The sequence below is a fragment of the Neorhizobium galegae genome (assembly GCF_021391675.1).
Lineage (GTDB): Bacteria > Pseudomonadota > Alphaproteobacteria > Rhizobiales > Rhizobiaceae > Neorhizobium > Neorhizobium galegae_B.
On record NZ_CP090095.1, the window covers coordinates 2,490,905 to 2,517,320 of the forward strand.

Genomic DNA, 26,416 nt, shown 5'->3' on the forward strand with positions numbered 1-26,416 from the left:
GCAAAGGGAGAGCAACGCAATGCTGTGGCATTAATGCATTTTTGTGGCACGTCGCCGCAATATACGGCATTTCAAGGTTAAATCGGAACCTGTCTCCCAAAAAGAAAAAGGCCGCTTCCGGAGAAGCGGCCGAGTCGACTGGGTCAACTTTATCAGGCAAACCAGGACGCGAGTTCCGGCACGTTGACCGGTACGAACTCCCCTGCCCGCACGCGGGCCGCGCGCGACGACGGAGCCTCGACAACCTCATAAGCCGTCGGGTCGCTCATCAGCGCCTTCAGCGCATTGGCATTCATCTTGTGGCCGCCGCGATAGGAGCGGTAGCAGCCGATGAACTGGGCGCCGGCAAGCGCCAGGTCGCCGACGGCATCGAGCGTCTTGTGGCGGACGAATTCATCCTTGTAACGAAGGCCCTCGACATTGACGATCGTGTCGTCGTCGGAGATGACCACCGAATTTTCGAGAGAGGAACCGAGCGCGTAGCCGGCAGCCCAGAGACGCTCCACGTCGCGCATGAAGCCGAATGTGCGGGCGCGGGAGAGTTCCTGCTTGAAGGTCGCAGCGGTCAGGTCGCCCTTCCAGCTCTGGCGGCCGATCAGCGGCGAAGAGAAGTCGATTTCCACCTCGAAGCGCGTGCCGTCATAGGGCCGGAATTCCGACCAGGACGCACCGGCGTCGATGCGGACCGGCTTCAGGACGCGGATATAGCGGCGCTTGATGCCGAGATTGACGATACCGGCCTGCTCGATCGCTTCGATGAAAGGAAGGGAGCTGCCGTCCATGATCGGCATCTCGCCGCTGTCGACTTCGACCATGAGGTTGTCGACGCCGAGCGCGTAAATCGCGGCCATCACATGTTCGATCGTCGCGACGGAACGGGAAAGCGACGTGCCGAGAACGGTGCAGAGATCGGTATTGCCGACCTGGGAGGAAACGGCCCGATATTCGACCGAGCTGCCGTCGTCCAGAAGACGCGTGAAGATTACGCCGGTGCCGGCTTCGGCAGGCTGAAAAGTGAGGCTGACGGGAGCTCCGGAATGAACGCCAATGCCCTTCAGGGTTACCGGGGAGGCGATGGTGGTCTGGAAACCGAACAGTCCGATAGTCATTCCTGCTGCCTTCTTTTCGCCGGATCCGTAAAGAAAATGGATCCGAAATTCTTGAGCGCCACCGGACCGATCACCTGAATCGGTCGATCCCTTTTGGCGTCCCTTAGCATCCTTCATACGCAGCCGTTTGGCACAATCCAAATCACTGTTCATTTCGGATTGTTACGTTGTTAACTCTGCGTCTTGATTGACAAAACGAGCGAAGGCCCGGACGCGTGATCCGGGCCTTCTTCACGTTTCGTGACCGTCTTTAACTCAAGTAGAAATCAGTTCGATTGACGGCGCAGGAAGGCCGGAATTTCGAGCTGGTCTTCCTCGTGATGGGCCTGCGGAACCGCACGTCCATGATCGTCGAGATTGCCGCGGCGCGGCGCATAGAGGCTGGCTTCGGCCGACAGCGGACGACGTTGCTGCGGGGCCGGAGCCGGTGCTGCCGGCTCGATGTGAGCAGGCTCTTCCTCTTCGCGGCGGCCGAGCGAATTGGTGATCCGCTTCAGGAGACCCATCGGACCGCGCTCTTCCTGTACATGCTGTACCGGCTGGGCGCGGCGATCCATCTCGGCCTTCACGACCGGCGGGAAATCCTCGACCTTCGGCATGCGAACCGGTTCAACCACCTGCGACATCGGCTCGCGATAGACCGGCTGTGCCGCACGCGGAGCCGGCTGGCTCATCACCGGAGCGGGCTGCGGCTGCACGTGATGCTGAACCGGGGCCGGCTGCGGCGCGGGCGCCGGACGGCTCATGACCGGGGCTTGAGCTTCGACCGGAGCAGCACCGAAGATGCGGCTCTGCGGACGGAACTCTTCCTGCTGATGCATGACCGGCTGCGGAGCGACCGGCTGTGGTGCCGGGGCCGCATGCTGGTGCTGCGGTTCAGCGATCGCGAGTTCGCGTTCCATTTCGGCTTCCGCCATGCGGATCGTCTCGGCGATCGGGTCGACGAACGGCTTCGGAGCCGGGGCTGCCTGCATGACCGGAGCCGGCTGAGCGGCAACCGGCGCCGGAGCAATCGCTGCCGACGGGCGGATGATCGGCTTTGAAGCGGCGCGGATTTCGGCGGCACGGATGTCGACGGCGCCGGCGGCACGATCGATGCCGGTCGCCACGACCGATACGCGGATCAGGCCTTCGAGCGCTTCGTCGAAGGTGGCGCCGAGGATGATGTTCGCATCCGGATCGACTTCCTCGCGGATACGGGTCGCGGCTTCATCGACTTCGAACAGCGTCAGGTCGCGGCCGCCGGTGATCGAGATCAGGAGGCCTTGAGCGCCCTTCATCGAGGTCTCGTCGAGCAGCGGGTTGGCGATGGCGGCTTCTGCGGCCTGCATGGCGCGGCCGGGGCCGGATGCTTCGCCGGTACCCATCATCGCGCGGCCCATCTCGCGCATCACCGAGCGGACGTCGGCGAAGTCGAGGTTGATCAGGCCTTCCTTGACCATCAGGTCGGTAATGCAGGCGACGCCCGAATAGAGAACCTGGTCGGCCATCGCAAACGCGTCGGCAAAGGTCGTCTTGTCGTTGGCGATGCGGAAGAGGTTCTGGTTCGGGATGACGATCAGCGTGTCGACCGACTTCTGCAGTTCCTGGATGCCGGATTCGGCAAGGCGCATGCGGCGCTGGCCTTCGAAGTGAAACGGCTTGGTGACGACGCCGACTGTCAGGATGCCCTTGGAGCGGGCAGCCTGCGCGACGACCGGCGCGGCACCCGTGCCGGTGCCGCCGCCCATGCCGGCGGTGACGAAGCACATGTGCGTGCCGTGCAGGTGATCGACGATCTCGTCGAGGCATTCTTCCGCGGCGGCGCGGCCGACTTCCGGCTGCGAACCGGCGCCGAGGCCTTCGGTGACCCGGGCACCCATCTGGATGATCCGCTCGGCCTTGGTCATGGTCAGCGCCTGGGCATCGGTATTGGCAACGACGAAGTCGACGCCCTCGAGGCCGGCAGTGATCATGTTGTTGACGGCGTTACCGCCGCCGCCGCCGACGCCGAACACGGTAATCCGCGGCTTCAATTCGGTGATATCAGGCTTTTGCAGCTTGATGGTCATTGCACCAGTTCCTTCTTTTGCTGGCCGCATCGCCGCCGGCCAATTCATTGCAACTCTTCTCCGATGCGCGGGCCGAAGCCCCTCGCATCAAAAACTTTCCTTCAACCACTGGCCCACGCGGGCCAGCCTGCCATTGCCGCTTCCCAGCGTGGCCATCAGGCCGCTCTGCGAAGCGTGTGTTTCGAGATCCGCGACCTGCGGATAGATCATCAGTCCGACTGCCGTCGAAAAGGCCGGTCCCTTGGCTGCCGTCGGCAGGCCGGAGACGCCCATCGGGCGGCCGATGCGGACATTGCGCGCCAGGATGCGGCGCGCCGTTTCCGAAAGGCCGGTAAGCTGGCTGGCACCACCCGTCAGCACGACGCGCTTGCCGACGATCGGGCTGAAACCCGACTTCTGGATGCGGTCGCGGATGAGTTCGAGCGTCTCTTCGATGCGCGCCTGCACGATGCGGGTGACCAGCGAGCGCGGCACCTGGGTCGGCTGATCGCGATCGTCCTCGCCGATCGGCGGAACGGAGATCACATCTCGCTCGTCGCCACCGTTGGCGAGCGCCGAACCGTGCACGACCTTCATGCGCTCGGCATCCTCGATGCGGGTCGAAAGCCCGCGAGCAAGGTCGGTCGTCACGTGATGACCGCCAAGGCTGATGGCATCCGTATGGACCAGCTTGCCCTCGGCAAAGACCGAGATCGTCGTCGTGCCGCCGCCCATGTCGATCGCGGCGCAGCCGAGCTCGACTTCGTCGTCGACGAGGGCAGCAAGGCCGCTCGCATAGGGCGTCGCGACCATGCCTTCGACCGACAGATGGGCACGGTTGACGCAGAGTTCGAGGTTCTTCAGCGTGGCGCGCTCGGCGGCCACGACGTGCATGTCGACGCCGAGCGTATCGCCGAACATCGCCAGCGGATCGCGGATGCCGCGTTCGCCGTCGAGCGAGAAGCCGGTCGGAAGTGAGTGCAGGATGGCACGATCCTGGCGCAACGACTGCTGGCTTGCCGCGATCAGAACCTTCTTGAGATCAGCCTCTTCCACTTCCTGGCCGCCGAGATCGATCGTCGCGGTATAGACGTCGCTGGTGATGCGGCCGGCGGAGACATTGACGATCAGGCTGTCGACGGTAAGCCCCGCCATACGCTCGGCGGCATCGACCGCGAGACGGACGACGCTTTCTGCGGCATCGAGATCGCCGATCACGCCGGACTTCACACCGCGCGAGCGCTGGTGGCCGATGCCGATGATTTCGATATTGTGGGTGCGGCCAGGCAGAACCTGGCTTTCCTGCCGCGGCGTCAGCCGGGCGATCATGCAGACCACCTTGGTAGAGCCGATATCGAGGACCGAAACGACGTGACTACGCTTGGAAGACAGCGGCTTCATGCGCGGCAGACCGAAATGGGAGGAACCGAATACGCTCAAGACTGCTCTCCCAGTTTCTTCAGGGCCTTCGTCCGCGCATCCAGCGCCTCTCTGCGGCGATCCAAGGCACCGGGAGTAAGCTGGATGGTGGTGCGATCCTCAAGCCTCAGATCGACGGCGGCGACATCGCGCTCCAGCAAACCCTGCTCCTTTTCGAGCCGTGCGAGCACGCGGAGCGCCTTGGCGACGTTGGCTTCCGGCAGCTTCAGCACGACGCCGTTGTCGAGATGCAGATCCCAGCGGCGACCGGCAATGCGAACATAGGCCTTCACACGATTTTTCAGCTCCGGCCAGCCGGCCATGGCGTCTTCGAAGGAGGCGGCGGCCGTCTCGGCATCGCGGCCGACAAACAGCGGCAGCGAGGCGAACTTGTTGTCACGCAGCGGCGCGATCACGCTGCCGTTCTTTTCGATCAGCGACAGCTCGGCGCCGTGCTGCCAGATGCCGAAGGCCTGACGTTCCTTCAGCATCACCTCGATCGTCTTCGGATAGATCTTGCGGACTTCCGCATACTGGACCCAGGGAAGCGCCGAGAGCTTGCGGCGGGCGGAATCGATGTCGAGAGCGACGAGCGAGGTCGTGCCGTCGAGGCCGAGAAGCTGCAGGATGTCGATTTCGGAAGTCTGGTCATTGCCCGAGACGCGCACATCCTCGATCGCAAAGCCGACAGCCGCCGTAGTCGCCTGCGCGACCGCCTGACCATGACCGCCGAGCGACATGCCGTAAAGACCGACTGCGGCAAAAAAGCCGAGAGCGGAAAGCGTTCCGGTATGGGGCGGGATATGGATGCGGCCGGTGGCGAGGCTGGCGCAGAAACGGAACACCCGGCGAAGCGGGCGCGGAAGAACCCGGCGCTCTTCGGCACCGAGATAATGAGCCTGAGAACGGCCTCGCGGTCCACCCGCTTTTCTGCCGATCAACGCAAACACGTAGCGTCCTCCACCATCCAACGGACGAGTTCACCAAATGAGTGACCGGCATGGCCGGCCATTTCGGGCACCAGCGATGTCGGGGTCATGCCCGGCTGCGTGTTGATTTCCAGCCAGATAACCTCGCCGTTCTCGGAGAAGCGGTCGTCGTAGCGAAAGTCGGAGCGACTGACGCCACGGCAGCCCATCGCCTGATGCGCCTTGAGCGCTAGTGTTTGAATCTTTTGGTAAATATTCGGTGAAATTTGTGCCGGGATGACGTGTTTCGAACCACCATCCGCGTATTTCGCATCGTAATCGTAAAAGGCGTGACTGAGAGGCACCACTTCGGTGACGCCAAGCGCCACGTCGCCCATGACGCCGCAGGTGAGTTCGCGGCCATAGATATAGCGTTCGACCAGAACACGATCGCCGTAACGCCACTCGGACGATCCAATGATCTGCGGCGGATGCGACTGATTTTCCTGGACGATCACGACGCCGAAGGACGAGCCTTCGCGTACCGGCTTCACCACATAGGGCAGCTTTATCGGATGGGCGTTACCGATATCGAAGCGACTCATGACCTTGGCTTCGGCGACGGGGATGCCGGATGCCTTGGCGACGTGCTTGGCCTGATGTTTATCCATGGCGAGCGCCGAGGCAAGCACGCCGGAATGGGTATAGGGAATCTCGAGGTATTCGAGGATGCCCTGGATCGTTCCGTCCTCACCGAAAGGTCCGTGCAATGCATTGAAGGCAACGTCCGGCTGAAGCTCCGAGAGAACGGCCGCAACATCCCGGCCGACATCGACGCGGGTGACGCGATAGCCTTCACCTTCCAGAGCATCCGCGCAGGCAGCGCCCGAGGACAGGCTGACAGGCCGCTCGGAGGAAAATCCTCCCATCAAAACAGCCACGTGCTTGTCGCTCATCAATCACTCCCGCCAAAAAGGACTACACTCTCTAGTACGGCGCTTGCGCCAACCTGTTCCCTGACGATTCTCGCCGGACGTTAGGCATGCCTGCATTAGTGCCCGAATATAGTTAACAAACCGTTTACCTTGATTAACCCGGGTAGCCAAAAGCATGAAAACAAAGGAAAAATCGAATCGCTGGAAGTTAACGCCCAGTTTGCGGCAACATTCGGAACAGCCACAAAAGGACGGTCGGGCCTCTCGAATCGGACGGCGATTCCTGAAAGTCCGAGACACAGAAAAGCCCGCGAAGCGTGCGGCTTCGCGGGCTCTTTTACCTCGGCGGAACGCGCCGTTCTTCTGAAAATCAGGCCGCGGCCCGCTCTTCCGAATCGTCCACCAGCTTCCAGGCCAGCGCGCCGAGGATGGCGCCTACGATCGGTGCCGCCCAGAAAAGCCAAAGCTGTGCGAGAGCCCAGTCCCCGACGATCAGCGCGACGCCGGTCGAACGTGCCGGGTTGACGGATGTGTTGGTGACCGGGATCGAGATCAGATGGATCAGCGTCAGCGCAAGGCCGATTGCAATCGGAGCAAACCCGGCCGGCGCCTTCGGCCCGGTCGCGCCGAGAATGATGAAGATGAAGAAACCGGTGAGAACCAGTTCTATCAAAAGCGCAGAGGTCAACGAATAACCGCCGGGCGAATGCTCGCCGTAGCCGTTGGACGCAAAGCCGCCGAGCTGGAAACCAGCCTTGCCGGAGGCGATGAGATAGAGAACCAGGGCCGCAACCACCGCTCCTACCACCTGAGCGATGACATAAGGCAGCAGGCTTGATGCCGGGAACCTGCCCGCCACCGTCAGTCCCACCGAGACCGCCGGATTGAAATGCCCGCCGGAAATACCGCCGACCGCATAAGCCATGGTGAGCACCGTCAGACCGAACGCGAGCGCAACGCCGACGAAGCCGATACCGAGATCCGGAAATGCAGCAGCCAGAACCGCGCTGCCGCATCCACCGAAGACAAGCCAGAAAGTGCCGAAAAACTCGGCCGCTAATTTTTTGAACATTGGATATCCCCCTGCTCGTGCCCCCGGCACCCTGCCGGTTCTTGGCACGAATCTCATTCAAGACCGCGTCATTATGCAATACACGCTCATGAATGCTCAATGAATAAGCACGTTCTGAAGAACACGTTCACACTAAGGCAGCGGCCCCGCCCCGGCTTATGAAACCAAGACGTGAGCAAACCGCCGTAAACTCCTGTTTTGCAGAAATTTTCTGCAAGGCAATCGAGATCACGCGTCAAAGGACGCTCACGCCTCAGCCTATCGGCCGGTCTCCCGTCATTCGCTCGTCATGCCCTGGAAGGGTCTCACCTCGCGGCCGGGCATGAAGATGCCGAGGCGCTTGATTTCCCATTCGAGCTTGATGCCGGAATGTTCGAAGACCCGCTGGCGAATGGTCTCGCCGAGATATTCGAGGTCGTAGCCGCTGGCATGGCCGATATTGATCATGAAGTTGCAATGGAGCGACGACATCTGTGCTCCGCCGCTGACCAGCCCGCGGCAGCCTGCCTCGTCGATCAGCTTCCACGCGGAATGGCCTTCCGGGTTCTTGAAGGTCGAACCGCCGGTCTTTTCCTTGATCGGCTGCACCGTCTCGCGATGCTGGCGCACCGCATCCATCTCGGCGCGAATCTTTGCCCGCTCCTCGGGATATCCTTCGAAGACCGCGTGGGTAAAGATCATCTCGGCCGGAACCGAGGAATGGCGATAGCTGTAGCCCATCTCGGCAGCCGAAAAGACATGCGTGCCGCCCTTGCGGTCGACGGCATGCACTTCGACGACGCGCCCGGACGTCTCGCCGCCATTGGCGCCAGCATTCATGCGCAGAGCTCCGCCGATCGAGCCCGGAATGCCGTAATAGAAGGCGAAACCGCCGATGCCGTTGTCCATCGCCATTGCGGCAATGTGCTTGTCGGGGCAGATCGCGCCGGCCTTGATACGGTTGTCGCCGACGAGATCGACGCCGCCGAAACCTTTGGCCGAGAGACGCAGAACGACGCCGGGAATGCCTCCGTCACGGACCAGCAGGTTCGAACCGACTCCCACCACCGTCAGCGGCACCTCTTCCGGCAGGATCTGCAGGAAGGCCACGAGGTCGTCGACGTCATGGGGCTGGAACATCAGTTCGGCGAGTCCGCCGGCCTGGAACCAGGTGACGCGATCCATCGGCGCGTCCGGCGTCAGCCTGCCGCGCAGTTTGTTGACGTCATCCCCCAACGACGCCAGAAGCTTTTCCCCATTCACCTGTTTCATTTCCTATCGTCCCGATACGCTTTCCAGTTCCTTCGGCAATGCCGCTGCCCACTGTGTGATATTGCCTGCCCCCAGAAGAACCACGAAATCACCCGGTTTCGCAATGCCCGATACAATCGAAGCGAGTTCCGTCGGCGATGCCATGTATCGTGCGTCGCGATGGCCGCCCGACCGGATGCGGGAAACCAGCGCTTCCGAATTGGCGCCTTCGATCGGTTCTTCGCCCGCGGCATAGACCGGCGCCAGGAGGATACTGTCGGCATCGTTGAAGCAGTTGGCGAAATCCTCGAACAGGCTCGACAGGCGCGTATAGCGATGCGGCTGGTGGACGGCGATGATGCGGCCCTGGCACGATTCGCGCGCTGCCCGCAGCACGGCCTTGATCTCCACCGGATGGTGGCCGTAGTCGTCGAAGATCGAAACGCCGTTCCAGGTGCCGGTCAAAGTGAAGCGTCGCTTGACGCCGCTGAAGTTGGCGAGCCCCTTGCGGATATCCTCTTCCGAAATGCCGAGCCGGTTGGCGACCGCGATCGCTGCAGTGGCGTTGGAAATGTTGTGGCGACCGGGCATCGGCAGCGCCAGGTCCTTGAACTGGAACACCCGGCCGGTGCGGCGACGGCGGATTTCCACGTCGAAGATCGACTTGGTGCCTTCCATGCGGACATTCGAGAAACGCGCATCCGCCTGCGGGTTCTCGCCATAGGTGACGATCTTGCGATCCTCGATGCGACTAACCAAAGCCTGCACTTCCGGATGATCGAGGCAGAGCACGCCGAACCCATAGAACGGCACGTTCTCGACGAACTGCCGGAAGGCGGCGCGCACCGCGTCGAAATTGCCGTAATGGTCGAGATGTTCGGGGTCGATATTGGTGACCACGGCAACGTCGGCAGGCAGCTTCAGGAAGGTGCCATCCGATTCGTCGGCCTCGACCACCATCCACTCGCCCTCGCCCATCCGCGCATTGGTGCCGTAGGCATTGATGATGCCGCCGTTGATGACGGTCGGATCAAGATTGCCGGCCTCCAGAAGCGTCGCGACCATGGAAGTCGTGGTGGTCTTGCCATGCGTGCCGCCGATGGCGATCGCATTGCGGAAGCGCATCAGCTCGGCGAGCATTTCGGCCCGGCGCACGATCGGCAGCGATTTTTCACGCGCCGCCATCAGCTCCGGATTGTTCTTCTTGATAGCCGTCGAGACGACAACCACCTCGGCATCACCGATGTTTTCGGCCTGATGCCCGACGAAGACCGGGATGCCCTTGTCGCGCAGGCGCTGGACATTGGCGCCGTCGGCCTGGTCGGATCCCTGGACCTTGTGACCGAGATTATGCAAGACCTCGGCGATACCGCTCATGCCGATACCGCCGATGCCGATGAAATGGACGAGCCCTATGGCCTTCGGCATCTTCATGCACGCACTCCCTTAAATTCCGAAATCGATTTCCGCTCCGCGATCGCCACGACCAGGTCCGCAAGCAGGCCGGTCGCATTCGGCCGTCCGGCGGACTTGGCCGCAGCCGCCATTCTTTCAAGCTTGTCCGGATCCTTCATCGCGCCCGAAATGATCGAGGCAAGCTTATCCGGCGAAAGCTCCGATTGCTGCACGACCTTGGCGCCACCGGTCGCCACCAGCGCCTCGGCATTGGCGGCCTGGTCGTGATCCAGAGCATGCGGGTAAGGCACGAGAATGGCCGGCCGGCCAATCACCGCAATTTCCGACACCGTCGAGGCGCCGGAGCGGCAGATGACCAGATGCGCGGAGGCAAGCCGCTCGGCCATGTCCGAGAAGAACGACGAAATATCGGCGGGTGCCTTGAGCTTTGCAAAGCAGGAGCTGACGCGATCCTTGTCTTCCGGACGCGCCTGCTGGGTAACGACGACGCGATCACGCTCGGCCTGGTCGAGCAGGCTGAGCGCCGTCGGCACGGCCGAGGAGAAGAACTGCGCGCCCTGGCTGCCGCCGAACACGACCAGCCGGAACGGATCGTCGCCGCGAGAGGCGACATAGGGAATATTGGAGGCCGCAAGCACGGCCGGACGCACCGGATTGCCGGTCGTGACGGTCTTGTCCGCATAGGGACCGCTGCCCTCCGGCAGGAAACCGCCGGCGATCGCCTGGACCTTGGCGGCCAGCGCTTTGTTGGCGCGGCCCATCACGGCGTTCTGTTCATGGATCATCGTCGGCACGCCCATGGCCGTCGAGGCCATCAGCGGCGGCACGGTCGGGTAACCGCCGAAGCCGACAACGGCGAGCGGCTTCAGCCGGCTGATCAGTCGGCGGGCGGCCCGCAGGCCCGTCCACAGCTTCCAGCCGGTGCGGGCGAGCGCGATCGGGTTCTTCGATCCGAACGTGGCAGATGGAACGACATGGATTTCGTCGGCCGGAAACGTGCCGGCATAACGCTCGGCCCGGCTGTCGGTGACGAGATGCACGGAATAACCGCGCTCCCTCAGTTCGTGTCCCAGCGCTTCCGCCGGAAACACATGACCGCCGGTTCCCCCGGCGGCTAGCAATATGATGCCCTTGGTCATTGGACTTTTACTCCGCGGGTACGCCCTGGGCGACCCGGAACAGGCTCCGCTCTTGCGCTCGCTTCTCCGGACGATGGCGGGTGAGCGCCAGGATGAAGCCGGCAGTGATGCCGATCGCGATCATCGAGGAGCCGCCATAGGAGATCAAGGGGAGCGTCATGCCCTTGGCCGGCATGAGTTCGAGATTGACGCCGATATTGATGAGCGACTGCATGCCGATCTGCAGGACGAGGCCTGCGACCGCAAACCGGTTGAAGTCGTTGCGCTCCTTGAAGGCGTGGTTCAGGCCGCGCAGCACGATGAAGGCGAAGATCGCCACCAGTGCCATACAAAAGATAATGCCGAATTCTTCGGCTGCAACAGAGAACACGAAGTCCGTGTGGCTGTCCGGCAGAATGCGCTTGACGATTCCCTCGCCTGGCCCCTGCCCGAACCAGCCGCCCTGCAGGATCGCTTCGTGCGCGGTCTCGATCTGGAAGCGGTCGCCCTCGCCGGTCAGGAACTTGTCGAAGCGGGCGGTGACGTGCGGCAGCATGTAATAGGCGGTGACGATGCCGCCGGCGCCAACGCCGCCGAGCAGCACGATCCACAGCCAGGGCATGCCGGCCATGAAGAACATCCCGCCCCAGACGACGCTGGTCAAAATGGTCTGGCCAAGGTCGGGCTGTGCGACGAGCAGTGCCGCGACGATGCCGAACAGGATGATGGCGAAGAGATTGCCGGGGATTTCCGGCTGCCGCGCGTGCTCGGCAAACAGCCAGGCGCAGACGACGACGAAGGCCGGCTTCATGAATTCCGACGGCTGGATCGAAAACATGCCGACGCCGATCCAGCGCCGCGATCCCTTGACCTCGACGCCGAAGAACAGCGCCAGCACCATCAGCGCCAGCGAGATGATCAAAAGGACGATCGCGGTCCGCCGCACCTGCCGCGGCGTCAGGAAGGACAGGCCGATCATCACCACCAGCGACGGCAGCAGGAACAGCGCGTGACGCTCGACGAAGTGGAAACTGTTGAGGCCGATACGTTCGGCGACCGCCGGCGACGCCGCGAAGGAGAGCATGAAGCCGACACCCATCAGCAGCACGAAGGCAACGAGGAAGAAACGGTCGATCGTCCAGAACCAGTCTGCGAGCGGCCCACGGTCTGCGCGGCTTACCATCTGTCGTTCCCCTTTTCCGTCTCGGTCAACCCAGGTTGATCAACATCGTGACGCCGTCGAGGCCCGCGACATGGCCGACAAAGGCATCGCCGCGAACCTCGAAATTCTTGAACTGATCGAAGCTGGCGCAGGCCGGCGACAACATCACCGCGGACGGTGTCGTATCGGCGCTCGCATCCGCCGCGGCGTGCGCGACCGCCTTTTCGAGCGTGCCCGAAATCTCGTAGGGCACCGCCTCGCCAAGCGTCGCCGCGAATGCCGGTGCGGCTTCTCCGATCAGATAGGCCTTGACGATACGCGGGAAGAGTGGAGCGAGGCTGACTATGCCGCCCTCCTTCGGCAGGCCGCCGGCAATCCAGTAGATCCGCTCGTAGCTGGAGAGCGCCGGCGCTGCCGCATCCGCATTGGTCGCCTTCGAATCGTTGACAAACACCACCTGGCCCCGGCGGCCGACCGGCTGCATCCGATGCTTCAGGCCAGGGAAGGATCTCAGTCCCGCACGGATCTCGTCCTTCGACACGCCGACCGCAAGGCAGGCGGCGATTGCCGCCGCAGCGTTCTGGGCGTTGTGGCTGCCCTTGAGGGTCTCAATACCGTCGAGATCGACGAGCAGCGACGTCGCGCCGCCATGCGCCTCGATGATCCGGCTGCCTTCGGCATAAAGACCGTCGGCAACCACGACCCGCTTGGAAATCCGCTTGACCGCGACGCCGGCCCGTTCGACGCGGTCGGCGATGAGGGCGCAGAACGAATCGTCGACGCCGATCACGGCCGTCCGGCTGCCGGCAACGAGGCGTTCCTTGACGTCGGCGTAGTGCTGCATGGTGCCGTGCCGGTCGAGATGGTCGGGCGTCAGGTTGAGCAGGATGCCGGCGGTCGGATTGAGCGTCGGCGCCAGATCGATCTGGTAGGACGAGCATTCGACGACGAAATAGCGCTCGGCCTTCGGCGGATCGAGCGTCAGGATCGCGGTGCCGATATTGCCGCCGAGCTGGGTGTCGCGGCCGCTCGACTTCAGGATATGGGCGATCAGCGCCGTGGTCGTCGATTTGCCGTTGGTGCCGGTAATCGCGATGAACGGGCAATCCGGCGCATGCGCCCGGCGCTCGCGCACGAAAAGCTCGACGTCGCCGATGATCTCGACGCCGGCAGACCGGGCGAGATCGACGCTCCAATGCGGCTTCGGATGGGTGAGCGGCACGCCCGGCGACAGCACGAAGGCGGCCTGTGCCGACCAGTCGATAGCGCGCAGGTCGGCGGTCGCGATGCCCTCGGCCGTAGCCTTGGCGACGCTGTCGGGATTGTCGTCCCAGGCGACCACCTTCGCGCCGCCGGCAACCAAGGCCTTGGCCGTCGCCAGCCCCGAGCCGCCGAGGCCGAACAGCGTGACCGGCTTGTCCTTGAATGTGGTGACCGCGATCATCGCCGTGTCACCGCAGCTTGAGCGTCGAAAGGCCGAGCATGGCAAGGCCGACGGCGATGATCCAGAAGCGGATCACCACCTGGCTTTCCGTCCAGCCGAGTTTTTCGAAATGGTGGTGGATCGGCGCCATCAGGAAGACGCGCCGGCCGGTCATCTTGAAGAATCCGACCTGGATGATCACCGACAGCGTCTCCATCACGAACAGGCCGCCGACGATCGCCATGACGATCTCGTGCTTGGTGGCGACGGCGACCGAGCCGATCAGGCCGCCGAGCGCCAGCGATCCCGTATCGCCCATGAAGATGGCGGCAGGCGGCGCGTTGAACCAGAGGAAGCCGAGGCCGGCGCCGATCACCGCTCCGAGAATGACGGCAAGCTCGCCGGTGCCGGGGACGAAATTGATCTGCAGGTATCCCGCAAATACCGCGTTGCCGGCGAGATAGGCGATGACGCCGAAAGAGGCTGCGGCGATCATGACCGGTACGATCGCCAGCCCGTCTAGGCCGTCCGTCAGGTTCACGGCATTGCCGGCCGCCACGATGACGAAACCGCCGAACAGGACGAAGAAGATGCCGAGATTGATGAACAGGTCCTTGAAGAACGGGAAGGCGACCGAGGTGCCGAGCGTCGGATTGCTCGACTGGCCGGTCGCGAGCGCCACCCGCATCATGAAGAAGACCGCAATGCCCGCGATCACGAACTCGATGCCGAGACGCGCCTTGCCGGAAAATCCCTTGTCGGTCTGTTTGGTGACTTTCAGATAGTCGTCATAGAAACCGATCGCGCCGAAACCGAGCGTGACGAGCAGGGTCGCGACGACGTAGACGTTCGAAAGGTCGGCCCAGAGCAGCGACCCGCCGACGATGCCGGCAAGAATCATCAGACCGCCCATGGTCGGCGTACCCGCCTTCTTGAAATGGGTCTGCGGCCCGTCGGCGCGGATCGGCTGTCCCTTGCCCTGGCGCAGGCGGAGCGACGCGATGATCATCGGCCCGAACAGGAAGACGATCAGCGCAGACGTAAAGAGCGCAGCGCCCGTCCTGAAGGTGATGTACCGGAACAGGTTGAAAAATTGGACTTTATCCGCCAGTTCCACAAGCCAGATCAGCATTCAGCGCCCTTTCTAGAAGCCGCGTCTTAATTAGTGGCGTTCCGTGTCGGAGAATGCCGGGTAGTTGTCAATAAGCGCGGCCACGATCTTGCCGAAACCGAGGCCGAGCGAAGATTTCACCATCACCACGTCGCCCGGCATCACCGAGCGCACGACGAAATCGGCGAGATCCGCAGTCTTTTCGTAATATTGCACGTCGACGCTGTCGGGCAGCGCGTCGCGCAAAGCCGTCATTTCCGCACCCGCCAGCCAGACATGTTCGATGCCGGCGGCAAGCAGCGGACCCGCCAGTTCCTCATGCACCTTGGCGGAGAATTCGCCCATTTCCAGCATGTCGCCGAGAACGGCAATGCGCCGGCCCGTCAGTTCAGGTACCGAGGATGCCAGAAGCGCGATCGCCGCCCGCATCGAGGCCGGGTTGGCGTTGTAGCTCTCGTCGATCAGCGTCAGATGGCCTTCGCCGATGCCGAGGCGGTGGCGTTCGCCCCTGCCCTTGACCGGCTTCAGCGCCGCGAGCGCTTCCATGGCGCCGGCCATGTCCGCGCCGACCAGCAGGCAGGCACCGAGAACCGCCATGGCGTTTTCGGCAATGTGCCGGCCCGGCGCACCGATATGGACTTCCGACGTCTCGCCGTTCAGCACGGCCCAGACGACCGAGTTTTCCCCGTTGCCCTCGAAATCCGCCAGCCGGAAATCCGCCTTGGCATGCTGGCCGAAGGTGTGGATGTGCGAGACACCCGCCTCCTGCGCCTTTTTCTGCAGAAAACCGAACTGCTTGATGTCGCGATTGAGGATCGCCGAACCGCCGGGCTCCAGACCTTCGAAGATCTCGGCCTTGGCGGCGGCAATCTCCTCGAGGTTCTTGAAATGGCCAAGATGCGCGGCGGCGATCGTGGTGATCATCGCCACATGCGGACGCACCATCTTCACCAGCGGGCGGATCTCGTCGGGATGGTTCATGCCGATCTCGAAGACGCCGAAATCCGAATCCGCCGGCATGCGGGCAAGCGTCAGCGGCACGCCCCAGTGATTGTTGAAGGAGGCGACGGCGGCATGCACCTTGCCGGAGGGCGCCAGCGCATGGCGCAGCATCTCCTTGGTGGTCGTCTTGCCGACCGAACCGGTGATGGCGACGATCCGCGCCCGGCTGCGCGCCCGCGCCGCAAGCGCCAGCTTTCCGAGCGCCGCAAGCACGTCTTCGACAACGATCATCGGCACGCTCAACTTGCCGAGCGCCGGCAATTTCGATTCGTTGACGACGATCAGCGTCGCCCCGTTGGCGACAGCGAGGCTCGCATAGTCATGACCGTCGACGCGGTCGCCCCTGATGGCGAAGAAAGCCTCGTCCTGGCCGATGGAGCGGCTGTCGATCGAGATTCCGGTGATACCCGCCGGAAGCGCACCGATCGGCCGGCCGCCCATGGCAGACGTCAGATCCTCGGAGGTCCATAGCCAGTTCACGATTTCAGCTCCTCCAGCGCCTTGCGGACTTCGACGTGATCGGAAAACGGCAGGACCGTCGTGCCGATCGTCTGGCCTTCCTCGTGGCCCTTGCCCGCGACGATCAACGTATCACCTGCCCGCAGCATGTTGACTGCCTCGCGGATCGCATTGGCCCGATCGCCGATCTCGATTGCACCCGGAGCCGCCGCCATGATCTCGGAACGGATCACCTCGGGAACCTCGGAACGCGGATTATCGTCGGTGACGATGACGATATCGGCAAGCCTTGTCGCCACATCGCCCATGATCGGCCGCTTGCCCTTGTCGCGGTCGCCACCGCAGCCGAACACCACGATGACGCGGCCGGTCGTGAACGGGCGCACGGAGGTCAGCACGTTCTCCAGCGCGTCCGGCTTGTGGGCGTAATCCACATAGGCGAGCGCCCCGTCTTTTGACTGGCCGACCAGTTCGAGACGACCCGAGGCGCCGACCAGCTTTTCGAGCGCGGCCATGGCCACGGCGGCCGGAACCCCGGTCGACATGGCAAGCCCCGCCGCGACCAGCGCGTTCGACACCTGGAAATCGCCGGCAAGCGGAATATCGACTTCGAAAATCTGGTCGCCGATATGGATCTCGGCCATCTGCTTATGACGGAAGTGCTCGACGCGCTTGAGGCACAGATAATCGCCCCTTCGGCCGACCGTGCGGACATCAAGGTCGGCAACCGTCGCCACCCGCATCGCCTCTTCCGACCAGGCGTCGTCGGCGAAGATGATGGCCGGTGCGCCTTTCGGCATCAGCGTATCGAAAAGCCGCATCTTGGCGGCCATGTAGTTCTCGATCGTCGGATGATAGTCCATGTGGTCGCGGCCGAGATTGGTGAAGCCGGCAGCCACAAGACGCACGCCGTCGAGCCGGCTCTGGTCGAGGCCGTGGCTGGAAGCTTCCATGGCGGCATGGGTGACGCCTTCGGCAGCCAGTTCCGCCAGCAGCTGCTGCAGTTCGACCGGATCCGGCGTGGTCAGCGTTCCGTAGTCGTTGCGGGTCGGGGAGACGACGCCGGTCGTGCCGATCTGCGCCGCGGCATGGCCGGCATGCGCCCAGATCTGGCGGGTGAACGAGGCGACGGAGGTCTTGCCGGCGGTGCCCGTGACGGCAACCATGGTTTCCGGCTGCGCGCCGTAGAAACGGGCGGCGGCAAGCGCCAGCAGCCGGCGCGGGTTGGAAACGGAAAGAACTGGAATGCCTGTATCAGCCGTGTGGCCCGCAATCGCCGCGATCGCGCCGCGGGCGGCCGCATCGCCGAGATAGCCCGAACCGTCCGCCTTGGTGCCTGCGAGCGCCGCAAACAGCATGCCGGGTTTTACCTTGCGGCTGTCGGAGGTAAGACCGGTCACCTCGAGATCGCCGGCCGGCCCGGCCATCAGGTCGGCTATTTCGGGGAAATCCCGTCCGGCGAGTTCTCGCAATTTCATTGGCTGATGTTCCATTCTGAGCGTCGTCCCCTCGAATCGTGCGCTCAAGTTGTTATCGCTCAATAAGACACAAGCAGGGCAGAACCGTCATTGCCGAATTTCGGCTTTACACCGAGAATGGGCGCGGCGCGGGTGATGATCTCCTTGACCATCGGCGCGGCAGAAGTTGCGGCAAGCGCTGCGCCGTTGCCCTTGTCGGTCTTGGGCTCGTCGCAGAACGTCAGCACGACATATTGCGGATTGTCCATCGGGAAGGCCGCGAGGAAGGCGTTGAAGTTCTTGTCATGGGCGTAGCGCCCGTTGACGACCTTGTCCGCCGTCCCCGTCTTGCCGCCGACGTTGAAGCCCGCGACGCGCGCATTCCTGCCGGATCCGTTGGCGCCGTTCCATTCGAACAGGAAGCGCATGTCCTTGCTGGTCGAGGGCTTGAGCACCTGGGTAGCGACCTTGTCGGCTTCTGCCCGGTTGCGCGGCAGGAAGGTCGGCGGGATGTATTTTCCGCCGTTGACGAGCGCCGCACCGGCAACCGCCGTCTGCAACGGCGTCGTCGAGACACCGTGGCCGAAGGAAATGGTGACCGAATTGATCTTCTTCCATTCGCGCGGCTGGCTCGGAGAGGCGACTTCAGGAAGCTCCGTACGCATTTTCGTCAGCAGGCCGAGCTTGGTCAGGAAATCCTTGTGGCCTTCGATGCCGACCGTATCGGCGATCTTGGCGGTGCCTATGTTGGACGAATACTGAAAGATTTCCGGAACGCTCAACATGCGCCCCTTGCCGTGGAAGTCCTTGATGGTGAAGCCGCCGATGCGGATCGGGAAACGCGCGTCGAACATGCTCTGAAGGCTCACCTTGCCGGAATCGAGACCCATGGCAATGGTGAAGGACTTGAAGGTCGAGCCCATTTCGAACGTACCGTTCGACATGCGGTTGAACCATCCCTCCTCGCCGCCTTCGGCCGGATTGTTGGGATCGAAATCGGGCGCGGACGCCATGGCGACGATCTCGCCGGTATGGACGTCGAGAACGACCGCTCCGGCGCCGATCGAGCGGTACTTCGTGATCGCCTCGGACACGACGTCGCGGACGATCGACTGGACCCGCAGGTCGATGGACAGCTTGACCGGCTCCAGCGGCTGGCTGGAAGTCATGCCGACGGCCGCGAGATCGGCAAGGCCCTGGTTGTCGACGTAACGTTCCATGCCGGCGACGCCACGGTTGTCGATATTGACGTAGCCGACGACATGCGCGGCGGTCGGGCCGCCCGGATAGAAACGGCGCTTCTCGGGCCGGAAACCGATGCCCGGAATGCCGAGCGCCAGGATCTGGCTCTGCTGCTTTGGCGTCAACTGGCGGCGCAGCCACTGGAAACGCGAGTTCGAGGTCAGCTTCGAATAGGTGCCCTTGATGTCGAGGTCGTTCAGAACCGTCGAAAGCTTCTCGATCACCTCGTCGGCGTCGATGATCTTGTTGGGCTCGGCAAACAGCGAAACGGTGCGGATGTCGGTCGCCAGAACCGCCCCGTTGCGGTCGACGAGGTCGGGGCGCGACGCCAGAAGGCGGTCCGCCGGCAGGATGCTCGACGTCGTCAGCGGCTGCGCGACGCCATATTGCATCAGCCGGCCGCCGACGACGCAGTAGAAGACCGTGAAACCGGCGATCAGCAGGCCGACGCGGTTTTTCGCCTGGGCGGACTTGCGCTTGCGGGTCCCCTCGAAGGAGGCCTTCTCGGAGCCGCGACCACGGCTGTCGGACGAAAAATGCGCGCGGCTTTTGACGATCATGATGCGGGACAGGAAAGACATCAGCGTTTCACCGATCCTGTGGAAATGACTTCGATGGGACCGCGCCGCTGTGGCACGGGAATTTTGGCGGCGGGCTTGGCCTTGGCGGCCGCAACCCCCTTCAGCGCGGCGGCAACCTCGCTGTTCTTGCCGGCGATGATGTCCTCGATGGTGGTCTCCGGCTGCGGAAGCCGGGCCTTGGGCATCGGCAGTTCCTTCGGCATCGCAAGCTGCGTCGTCTCCGTGGGAGCCAGTGCCAACTCGGAACTGTAGACGTTGATCAACCGGTGCAGACGGTTCGGCTGGGTCAGCAGAGCCCAGTCCGCCTTCAGGAGATCGATCGTGTCCTTCTCCAGCTTGATTTCCGACTCCAGCCGGTGAACTTCGCTGAGTTTTTCATCGGCGCGGTGCTTGATCGAATAGGTGACGACGGCCGCTGCCGTCATCACGCCGATCAAAACAAGATCGAAGCTACGCAGCATGTATCAGGCTCCCATCTTTGCGAGGCTGGCGAGATCGGGCAGATCGAAAATCGACATGTCGGCCGACCTCGGCGGGGCTTCCGTCCGCACTCCGGCGCGAAGCTTGGCGGAACGGGCGCGCGGATTGAGTTCCGCCTCCTCGTCGCTCGCCGAGATCATCGTTTTGCCGAGCGGTTCGAAGATCGCGGGCTTGGCCACGACCATCGGCAGGTGGCGCGAGCCGGAAGCCTTGCCGGAACGATCGGCGAAGAACTGCTTGACGATCCGGTCTTCGAGCGAATGGAAGGTGACGACGACCAGCCGCCCGCCCGGCTTCAAGGCCCGCTCGGCGGCAAACAGCGCCTGGGCTAGTTCGCCAAGCTCGTCATTGACGAAGACCCTGAGCGCCTGGAAGACGCGGGTCGCGGGATGGATCTTGTCCTTGGCCTTGCGCGGATTGACCGTCTCGATGAGGTTTGCGAGTTCGCGCGTGGTGGTGAATGGCTCGGTGAGGCGCCGCTTCTCGATGGCGCGGGCGATGCGGCCCGACTGCTTTTCCTCGCCGAGGAAACCGAAGATGCGGGTGAGATCGCCGACCTTGGCGCGATTGACGACATCGGCCGCCGACACGCCGCTCGAAGACATGCGCATGTCGAGCGGACCGTTGCGCTGGAATGAGAAGCCGCGGTCGGCCTCGTCGATCTGCATGGAGGAGACGCCGATATCGAGCACGACGCCATCAAGCCCGCCTTCCGGCGCGTGATCGGCAAGTTCGGAGAACTGTGACTGAATGAGGTGGAGACGGCCTTTATGGGCATCGACCATCGCCTTGCCGGCGGCAATCGCATTCGGGTCGCGATCGAGCGCAATCACTTCGGCATCCGCCGCAAGGATCGCGGCTGTATAACCGCCCGCCCCGAACGTACCGTCGAGAATGACCTTGCCGGCCCGGGGATCGAGCGCCTCGAGGACTTCCTTCAGAAGAACCGGAATGTGACGAACCGGTCCGCCTTCGGGCTCGGTTGTTCCGTCGCCTGGATTCGCCGCCATTCCGTTCCCCTGTCTTACGCGGGACGCGAACCGAAGCGCCCCTCTCTCGCCGCCGCCTGCGCCTCGTGAAACGCCTGCGGCTGCCAAAGTTGAAAATGATCCGAGCGCCCAACGAAGGTGACGTCCGAGCTGATTCCCGTGAAGTCGCGGATGAAATCCGTGACCATCAGCCGGCCCTCCGCATCGAGCCTCATGAAGACGCCGCCACCGTGAACAAGCAGCGACATCCGGTTCGCTTCCGGCGAAAACGGATCGACGGAGGAGATCTGCCGCTCGTAACGATCGAGCAGATCCGGCCCGCCGACGCTGATCGCCGGATAGGTGAAATCCTGGAGGCAATAAAGCTCCTGGATCCCGCGCTCCGAAAGGACCGAACGAAAACTCGCCGGAACGGAGACCCGCCCCTTCGCATCGATCCTGTTCGTCGCATTCGACAGGAAGCGGCTCATCACGCCAAACATCCGCCCCGTTATGGTTCCAGACGGAAGCCCGTCCACCGATAAGCACCACACCAAACACAGCTTCGCCGTCCGGATGGGCGGATATCCGCCCGGCCGCAGGACGACCGAAATTCTGGGATTGACGGGCGCTCATTCGCCCTTGTGAAGTGCGATTTTGGGATACCATGGGACCATATGGGCGTCAATGGGAGAAGCCCCGCTAGCCACTCCCAAGCAGGATTTATTTATAAGCTGTTAAGTTTAACAAAGCGTTATTAGAGGAAGCGAAGAAACCGCCTTGGCAGTGTCCGGCAAGTCGATTTGGGACACCCAGTAAGCTTCGGAAAATAAAAAAGCTTTCACAATTACTCATATAAAAGACAAGGCCTGAAACGAGCCTCCTGCGACGCCTGCCTCGTATCTGGCAGGCGTACACAGAATCGCGAGGAAGGGAAGATAAACGCCAGTTGGCCTGTAAGCCGGGTTCTGTAAGGCCCCGGTGCAAGCACCGGAACGCGGCAGCCATTCATCTGGGACGATATTTGCATATCGCCTCACGCAACCCACCCGGATGACTGGCCCGGAAACAGGCTGTAGCCACGCTTTCACGCGGCCCGCGTCATCCCTATTCGGTCTTGCTCCCGGTGGGGTTTACCTTGCCGCCGCTGTTACCAGAAGCGCGGTGGGCTCTTACCCCACCCTTTCACCCTTACCCCGCCAGCTCTGCCGCTTTGTCGAAAGCGGTACAGCAAGCGGGGCGGTTTCCTTTCTGTGGCACTTTCCCTAGGGTCACCCCCGCCGGACGTTATCCGGCACCGTGTTTCCGTGGAGCCCGGACTTTCCTCACCTTACCGCCTTTCGGCATTGGTAAAGCGCGGCTGCCCGGCCAACTGGCAGGCGGTCCATAAACGAGATGCCGAGCGAAAGCCATAGGCGAGAAGTAATCAGGCCGGAGATAATCGGCTTAGAGATAATCCGCCCGGAAATCGGTCGAATAGGCTTCGTCCCGGATTTTCCCATGGAAGATCAGTTCGGCGCCGAGCCGGCCGATCTCGTCGGAACTTTTGGCCGCCGCCCCGCAACCGCCGCTGAGGATACCGATTCGGTCGGCATCGGTCATGGCAATCGCCGGATATCCGGTCGGCGTGAACGAGGTGACGCAGGCCGCCATCGACGACCGGGAAAGATCGAGCTCCGGCACTAGCCGCGTCATGATCTCGGCAAGCCGCGCCCTGGTGCTTTCCCGCCCGCCCGAGCGGAACCAGGCGCGAATGTCCGGCTCGGTGGGGAGCCGCAGATCGTCCGGATCGCCGCCGATCTTCAGATAGATCCTGCCATCGGGATACCGCACCGGCGGCAGGAGATAGATGCCGTCCTCGCCCTCGCGCCATTTCCAGATCAGCGAAGGCACCCTGCCCCAGATGTCCATGGCGGCTTCGTCGACCTCGAAGAAGGCGACGGTGCGGGCATAGACGCTCAGGTCGAGGCGCGCGCCGAGCAGCCGTTCGTTGATCGAGAAACCTCCGGCTGCGACCAGCACTTTTTCGGCAAGATAGCTGTTGCCCTCGCTGGTCGTGACGGTGACCTGATCGCCGTCCTGGCGCACCGAGGAAACCGTTTCCGGAATGATTGCCGTGCCCTGGCGTTCGGCGATGAGAGCCTGGGCCTTCACCAGCCGGCGCGGATTGATGTGCCCGGCGTTCCTGGGCTCCCAGACACCCTCGCTCTCATGCGGGAACGAGAATAAACCGAACCGGTCGGCAAGATCGAGATCCGACAGCGTCTCGGTCGAAACGCCGAGCCTGTCTGCCGCGTCGAGGACGTTTGCGACATAGGAAGGTCCCTCGCCCCGCTTCGGCCCGACCAGCAGGCAGCCCGATTCGGTATAGAAATCCACGCCGCTTTCGCGAGCGATCTCGCCGTAGCGCTCGATCGAACGGTTGGCGAGGCGCGCCCACACGGGATCGGGATCGATCGTCCGGGTGATGCGCGCCTCGTCGTAGTGACTGGCAAAGACGCCGTCATGGCGCCCATAGTCCGCCGGCTCACCGGGACCGACCAACGCAATACCGTCGGTCCATTTCGAGAGGTAGCGAGCCGCCGCAGCGCCCATCATGCCCCTCCCGATCACGATAAATCTGAACCGTTCCGTCATGCCCTCGCCTTTCGATTCCACCGGCCGAAATGTCTTCTGTCAGAAGCACTTCTAGCCGTTTTCGGAATCAAAATGCCACAGGCGAAAGCGACGCAGTCTGTTCGGCCGTCTGCTCGGCGGTCTCGATCACAGCCTGCACCCGGGTGCAATAGCGCTTGGAAACCGGGTTCATGCGCTTGGCGCCGTGGCCGGCATTGTATTTGAGGATGGTGCCGCAGATCTTGCCGCCGCCGAGTTCATGCGCGCCGGCCAGGTATTTCATACCGTAGCGGATGTTCGTCTCCGGATCGTAGAGGCCGTAGTCCGGCCCGCGGTAACCCATCAGCCTTGCCGTCGCCGGCTTGATCTGCATCAGCCCGATCTCGCCGGCACTGCCCTTGACGGTCGGGCGGAAATTGCTCTCGATCCGCACCACCGCCAGCGCAAGCTCTTCCGGAACGTCGTATTCGTCCGCATATTTCGCGATCAGCTGGGTATAGTGAAGCTGCCGAACCAGACGCCTGGCTTCGTCGGTGGGCGCGGCAAAACCGGTTTCGCGCGTTTCCCATGGAATGATGAGCGGCTTGGTATAGACATTGACGCTGCTATCTTCAGCGCGCACGAGTTCGGTTCCCGCGACCAGCATGGCAAGGCCCGCCGCGGCAGCAACAATCATTGTATTCATGTAGGTGAAGTGTCTCCGGACCAACAGGAACCGCGGGCGTTGTTACGCAAATACCCACTCATCGCGGCGCCGGATTGACGGCGCGATGTTTCACGAATCCTGGTCGTTTATCTTTGCAACCCCCGTCCACATGGCGGCTGCCGTTAGCGGGTCCTTTAGACCGGGCTAATAAGGAGATGATGTGGCACGGCGGATTTTTGGGGTTTGCTCAGGCCCAAACGGCCCGGCGCGATGCAAGCACTAATTGAATTTCGGCAAGGATTTGAGCAGCCGATGAAGCGTGTCGATCGTCGAGAAATCGGCAATCCCATCGACGAGCTGCGGCCGGAAATGGCGCTGGAAGGCTTCGACCACGCCCTTCGTGCGTTCGCAGAAATTCCCCGTGATTTCAATTCCGTAGCCATAGAGCGACAGCATCGACTGCAATGCCTCGATGGGCTGGCCGCTCTCCCCGAACTGGAAAAAACGCCCACCGCTGATTTGCGCTGGATCGATCCAATGACCGACTCCGCCAAGGTGCAATTTCTCCCAGGGGAAATTTTCCCCCGGATCGACCTTGCGGATCGGGGCGACATCCGAGTGCCCGAGCACCCTTTCCGGTCCGACTTGCCACCTTTCGCCACAATTGCGACACAGTTCGACGACCGCTGCGATCTGTACCGCAGGGTATTCGGGCAGGCCCCCGGGATGGCCCGGATTGGCGATCTCGATGCCGATCGAACAGGAATTGATGTCGGTCTCGCCGGCCCAGGAGCTTTTGCCGGCATGCCAGGCACGGCGTTCTTCCGGCACGAGCTGCACCACGCTCCCGTCTTCATGGACGAAATAATGGCTGGAGACCTGGCTCTCCTCGTTGCAAAGCCAGGAGAGCGCCTGAGCGCCGCTCGGCATGCCCGTATAGTGCAGGATGATCATGTCGGGCCTGCGCCCGCCGACACGTTCACCATGGTTGGGAGAAGGCCTTACCGTCGCGCCGGCATAATCGGCGTTGAACGGCGTCATGCAGCGCGGCGCTCTTTCTCGATCGCCGAATATGCGGCGTTGAGCGCGGCCATGCGTTCATTGGCGGCGGCATGCAGCGAAGCCGGAACGCCGCGGGCGATCAACCGGTCCGGATGATGCTCGGAAACCAGCGAGCGGTACTGCTTGCGGATCTTGGCGAAATCGTCTTCCGGCGAAACGCCGAGCACCAGATAGGGATCCCGGCCGTCGAGATGCACGTGCCGCGCCATGATGCGGCGGAAATGCCCCTCGTCGATGCGGAATATCTCGGCGATGCGCGACAGGAACGCCAGCTCCGCCTCATGCACAAGGCCGTCCGCCTTGGCGATATGGAACAGGCCGTCGACGACGTTTTCCAGCATCGGGCAGTTTTCAGCCTTGCCCGCACCGGGGCTGCACAAGCCGGCGAGCTTCGTCGCATAGGCTTCGTAGCCCGCGACATCCAGGCGCGCGAGGTTATAGAGGCGCGCGACGTTGCGGGCTTCCTCGTCGGGAAAATCGAATATCTGCTGAAAGGCCTTGACCTCGGCCTCGCTGACGATACCGTCGGCCTTCGCCATCTTGGCCGACAGCGCGATGATGGCAACCGAGAAAGACACCTGCCGGCGTGTTTCCGGATCACCCTCGAAGGTCGTGCGGATCGCCTCGATGACACGGCCGAGCGCGTTCCCGGCCGCGTCGCCCATGGCGCCGAGAAGCCGTTCCCAAAGGGAGGAAAAGTGAAGGCAGGCAAAATCCCAGATCATGAGCGCAGTGGACCAGATTATAATTGGGATTGCAAGGCGACCTACGGTCCGTCTTAGATTAAACTATGTTCATGTTTTCCGAACAATCACCGGCGCTCACAGACAGGTGACCTTGCACTTCGGGACAATTGCGCCCCCCCGAAACTCCTTTTCCACAGGCGGGACCGAGGGGCCGCGGCAGTTGAACCGATTATATTAGGCTCTCCTGCGCCGAGAAGTCGAAGCTGCGGTTTTTCTTGAGAAAT

22 protein-coding genes and 1 other RNA gene are annotated in these 26,416 nt (G+C 62.7%); all 23 read right to left on the reverse strand.

What is annotated here, in order from left to right:
• Window positions 1-152: 152 nt before the first annotated feature.
• Complete coding sequence (gene lpxC, locus LZK81_RS12455) at window positions 153-1,109, reverse strand: UDP-3-O-acyl-N-acetylglucosamine deacetylase (RefSeq protein WP_046607482.1); 957 nt, start codon at window positions 1,107-1,109, stop codon at window positions 153-155.
• Between the two features lie 266 nt (window positions 1,110-1,375).
• Window positions 1,376-3,160: a cell division protein FtsZ gene (gene ftsZ / locus LZK81_RS12460; protein ID WP_233953486.1), complete on the reverse strand. Its 1,785-nt coding sequence runs from the start codon at window positions 3,158-3,160 to the stop codon at window positions 1,376-1,378.
• An 87-nt stretch (window positions 3,161-3,247) separates the two neighbouring features.
• Window positions 3,248-4,579, reverse strand: a complete 1,332-nt coding sequence (ftsA, locus tag LZK81_RS12465) for a cell division protein FtsA (RefSeq protein ID WP_037087410.1) — start codon at window positions 4,577-4,579, stop codon at window positions 3,248-3,250.
• Window positions 4,576-5,508, reverse strand: a complete 933-nt coding sequence (locus LZK81_RS12470; RefSeq protein WP_326491486.1) for a cell division protein FtsQ/DivIB — start codon at window positions 5,506-5,508, stop codon at window positions 4,576-4,578. Before LZK81_RS12470 ends, ftsA begins: the two co-directional genes overlap by 4 nt.
• On the reverse strand, window positions 5,496-6,422 hold the full coding sequence (locus LZK81_RS12475; RefSeq protein WP_233953487.1) for a D-alanine--D-alanine ligase: 927 nt from the start codon (window positions 6,420-6,422) through the stop codon (window positions 5,496-5,498). Before LZK81_RS12475 ends, LZK81_RS12470 begins: the two co-directional genes overlap by 13 nt.
• 349 nt (window positions 6,423-6,771) lie before the next feature.
• Window positions 6,772-7,473: an aquaporin Z gene (gene aqpZ, locus LZK81_RS12480; RefSeq protein ID WP_046607479.1), complete on the reverse strand. Its 702-nt coding sequence runs from the start codon at window positions 7,471-7,473 to the stop codon at window positions 6,772-6,774.
• Between the two features lie 276 nt (window positions 7,474-7,749).
• Window positions 7,750-8,724: a UDP-N-acetylmuramate dehydrogenase gene (gene murB, locus LZK81_RS12485; RefSeq protein ID WP_046607478.1), complete on the reverse strand. Its 975-nt coding sequence runs from the start codon at window positions 8,722-8,724 to the stop codon at window positions 7,750-7,752.
• 3 nt (window positions 8,725-8,727) lie between these two features.
• On the reverse strand, window positions 8,728-10,137 hold the full coding sequence (murC, locus tag LZK81_RS12490) for a UDP-N-acetylmuramate--L-alanine ligase (RefSeq protein ID WP_046607477.1): 1,410 nt from the start codon (window positions 10,135-10,137) through the stop codon (window positions 8,728-8,730).
• Window positions 10,134-11,258, reverse strand: a complete 1,125-nt coding sequence (gene murG, locus LZK81_RS12495; RefSeq protein WP_046607476.1) for an undecaprenyldiphospho-muramoylpentapeptide beta-N-acetylglucosaminyltransferase — start codon at window positions 11,256-11,258, stop codon at window positions 10,134-10,136. Before murG ends, murC begins: the two co-directional genes overlap by 4 nt.
• A gap of 7 nt (window positions 11,259-11,265) precedes the next feature.
• Complete coding sequence (gene ftsW, locus LZK81_RS12500) at window positions 11,266-12,420, reverse strand: putative lipid II flippase FtsW (protein ID WP_046607475.1); 1,155 nt, start codon at window positions 12,418-12,420, stop codon at window positions 11,266-11,268.
• Between the two features lie 25 nt (window positions 12,421-12,445).
• Window positions 12,446-13,843, reverse strand: coding sequence for a UDP-N-acetylmuramoyl-L-alanine--D-glutamate ligase (murD, locus tag LZK81_RS12505; protein ID WP_233953488.1), 1,398 nt, complete (start codon window positions 13,841-13,843; stop codon window positions 12,446-12,448).
• A gap of 7 nt (window positions 13,844-13,850) precedes the next feature.
• Window positions 13,851-14,954: a phospho-N-acetylmuramoyl-pentapeptide-transferase gene (mraY, locus tag LZK81_RS12510; protein WP_046607473.1), complete on the reverse strand. Its 1,104-nt coding sequence runs from the start codon at window positions 14,952-14,954 to the stop codon at window positions 13,851-13,853.
• Window positions 14,955-14,984: 30 nt separating this feature from the next.
• Window positions 14,985-16,415 carry a UDP-N-acetylmuramoylalanyl-D-glutamyl-2,6-diaminopimelate--D-alanyl-D-alanine ligase gene (locus LZK81_RS12515; protein WP_233953489.1) on the reverse strand — a complete coding sequence of 477 codons (1,431 nt, stop codon included), beginning with the start codon at window positions 16,413-16,415 and terminating at the stop codon, window positions 14,985-14,987.
• Entirely contained in the window at window positions 16,412-17,872 is a 1,461-nt protein-coding gene (locus tag LZK81_RS12520) for a UDP-N-acetylmuramoyl-L-alanyl-D-glutamate--2,6-diaminopimelate ligase (RefSeq protein WP_233953490.1), read from the reverse strand. Before LZK81_RS12520 ends, LZK81_RS12515 begins: the two co-directional genes overlap by 4 nt.
• A 59-nt stretch (window positions 17,873-17,931) precedes the next feature.
• The gene (locus LZK81_RS12525) at window positions 17,932-19,674 is read right to left on the reverse strand and encodes a peptidoglycan D,D-transpeptidase FtsI family protein (RefSeq protein WP_233953491.1); all 1,743 of its coding nucleotides are present in this window, start codon (window positions 19,672-19,674) and stop codon (window positions 17,932-17,934) included.
• The gene (gene ftsL / locus LZK81_RS12530) at window positions 19,674-20,135 is read right to left on the reverse strand and encodes a cell division protein FtsL (RefSeq protein ID WP_046607469.1); all 462 of its coding nucleotides are present in this window, start codon (window positions 20,133-20,135) and stop codon (window positions 19,674-19,676) included. Before ftsL ends, LZK81_RS12525 begins: the two co-directional genes overlap by 1 nt.
• A gap of 3 nt (window positions 20,136-20,138) precedes the next feature.
• Entirely contained in the window at window positions 20,139-21,164 is a 1,026-nt protein-coding gene (gene rsmH, locus LZK81_RS12535; RefSeq protein WP_046626023.1) for a 16S rRNA (cytosine(1402)-N(4))-methyltransferase RsmH, read from the reverse strand.
• Between the two features lie 14 nt (window positions 21,165-21,178).
• A complete protein-coding gene (mraZ, locus tag LZK81_RS12540; RefSeq protein WP_046608712.1) occupies window positions 21,179-21,613 on the reverse strand; it encodes a division/cell wall cluster transcriptional repressor MraZ in 435 nt (144 codons plus the stop codon).
• Window positions 21,614-22,063: 450 nt separating this feature from the next.
• Window positions 22,064-22,498: RNase P RNA component class A (gene rnpB / locus LZK81_RS12545), an RNA gene on the reverse strand.
• A 70-nt stretch (window positions 22,499-22,568) separates the two neighbouring features.
• Window positions 22,569-23,759 (reverse strand): NAD(P)/FAD-dependent oxidoreductase, encoded by a 1,191-nt coding sequence (locus LZK81_RS12550; RefSeq protein ID WP_233953492.1) that lies wholly within the window; start codon window positions 23,757-23,759, stop codon window positions 22,569-22,571.
• 67 nt (window positions 23,760-23,826) lie between these two features.
• Entirely contained in the window at window positions 23,827-24,423 is a 597-nt protein-coding gene (locus tag LZK81_RS12555; RefSeq protein ID WP_046607466.1) for a lytic transglycosylase domain-containing protein, read from the reverse strand.
• Between the two features lie 240 nt (window positions 24,424-24,663).
• Window positions 24,664-25,425, reverse strand: a complete 762-nt coding sequence (locus tag LZK81_RS12560) for an N-acetylmuramoyl-L-alanine amidase (RefSeq protein ID WP_233953493.1) — start codon at window positions 25,423-25,425, stop codon at window positions 24,664-24,666.
• Window positions 25,422-26,171, reverse strand: a complete 750-nt coding sequence (locus tag LZK81_RS12565) for a J domain-containing protein (RefSeq protein WP_046607464.1) — start codon at window positions 26,169-26,171, stop codon at window positions 25,422-25,424. Before LZK81_RS12565 ends, LZK81_RS12560 begins: the two co-directional genes overlap by 4 nt.
• Window positions 26,172-26,416 lie beyond the last annotated feature (245 nt).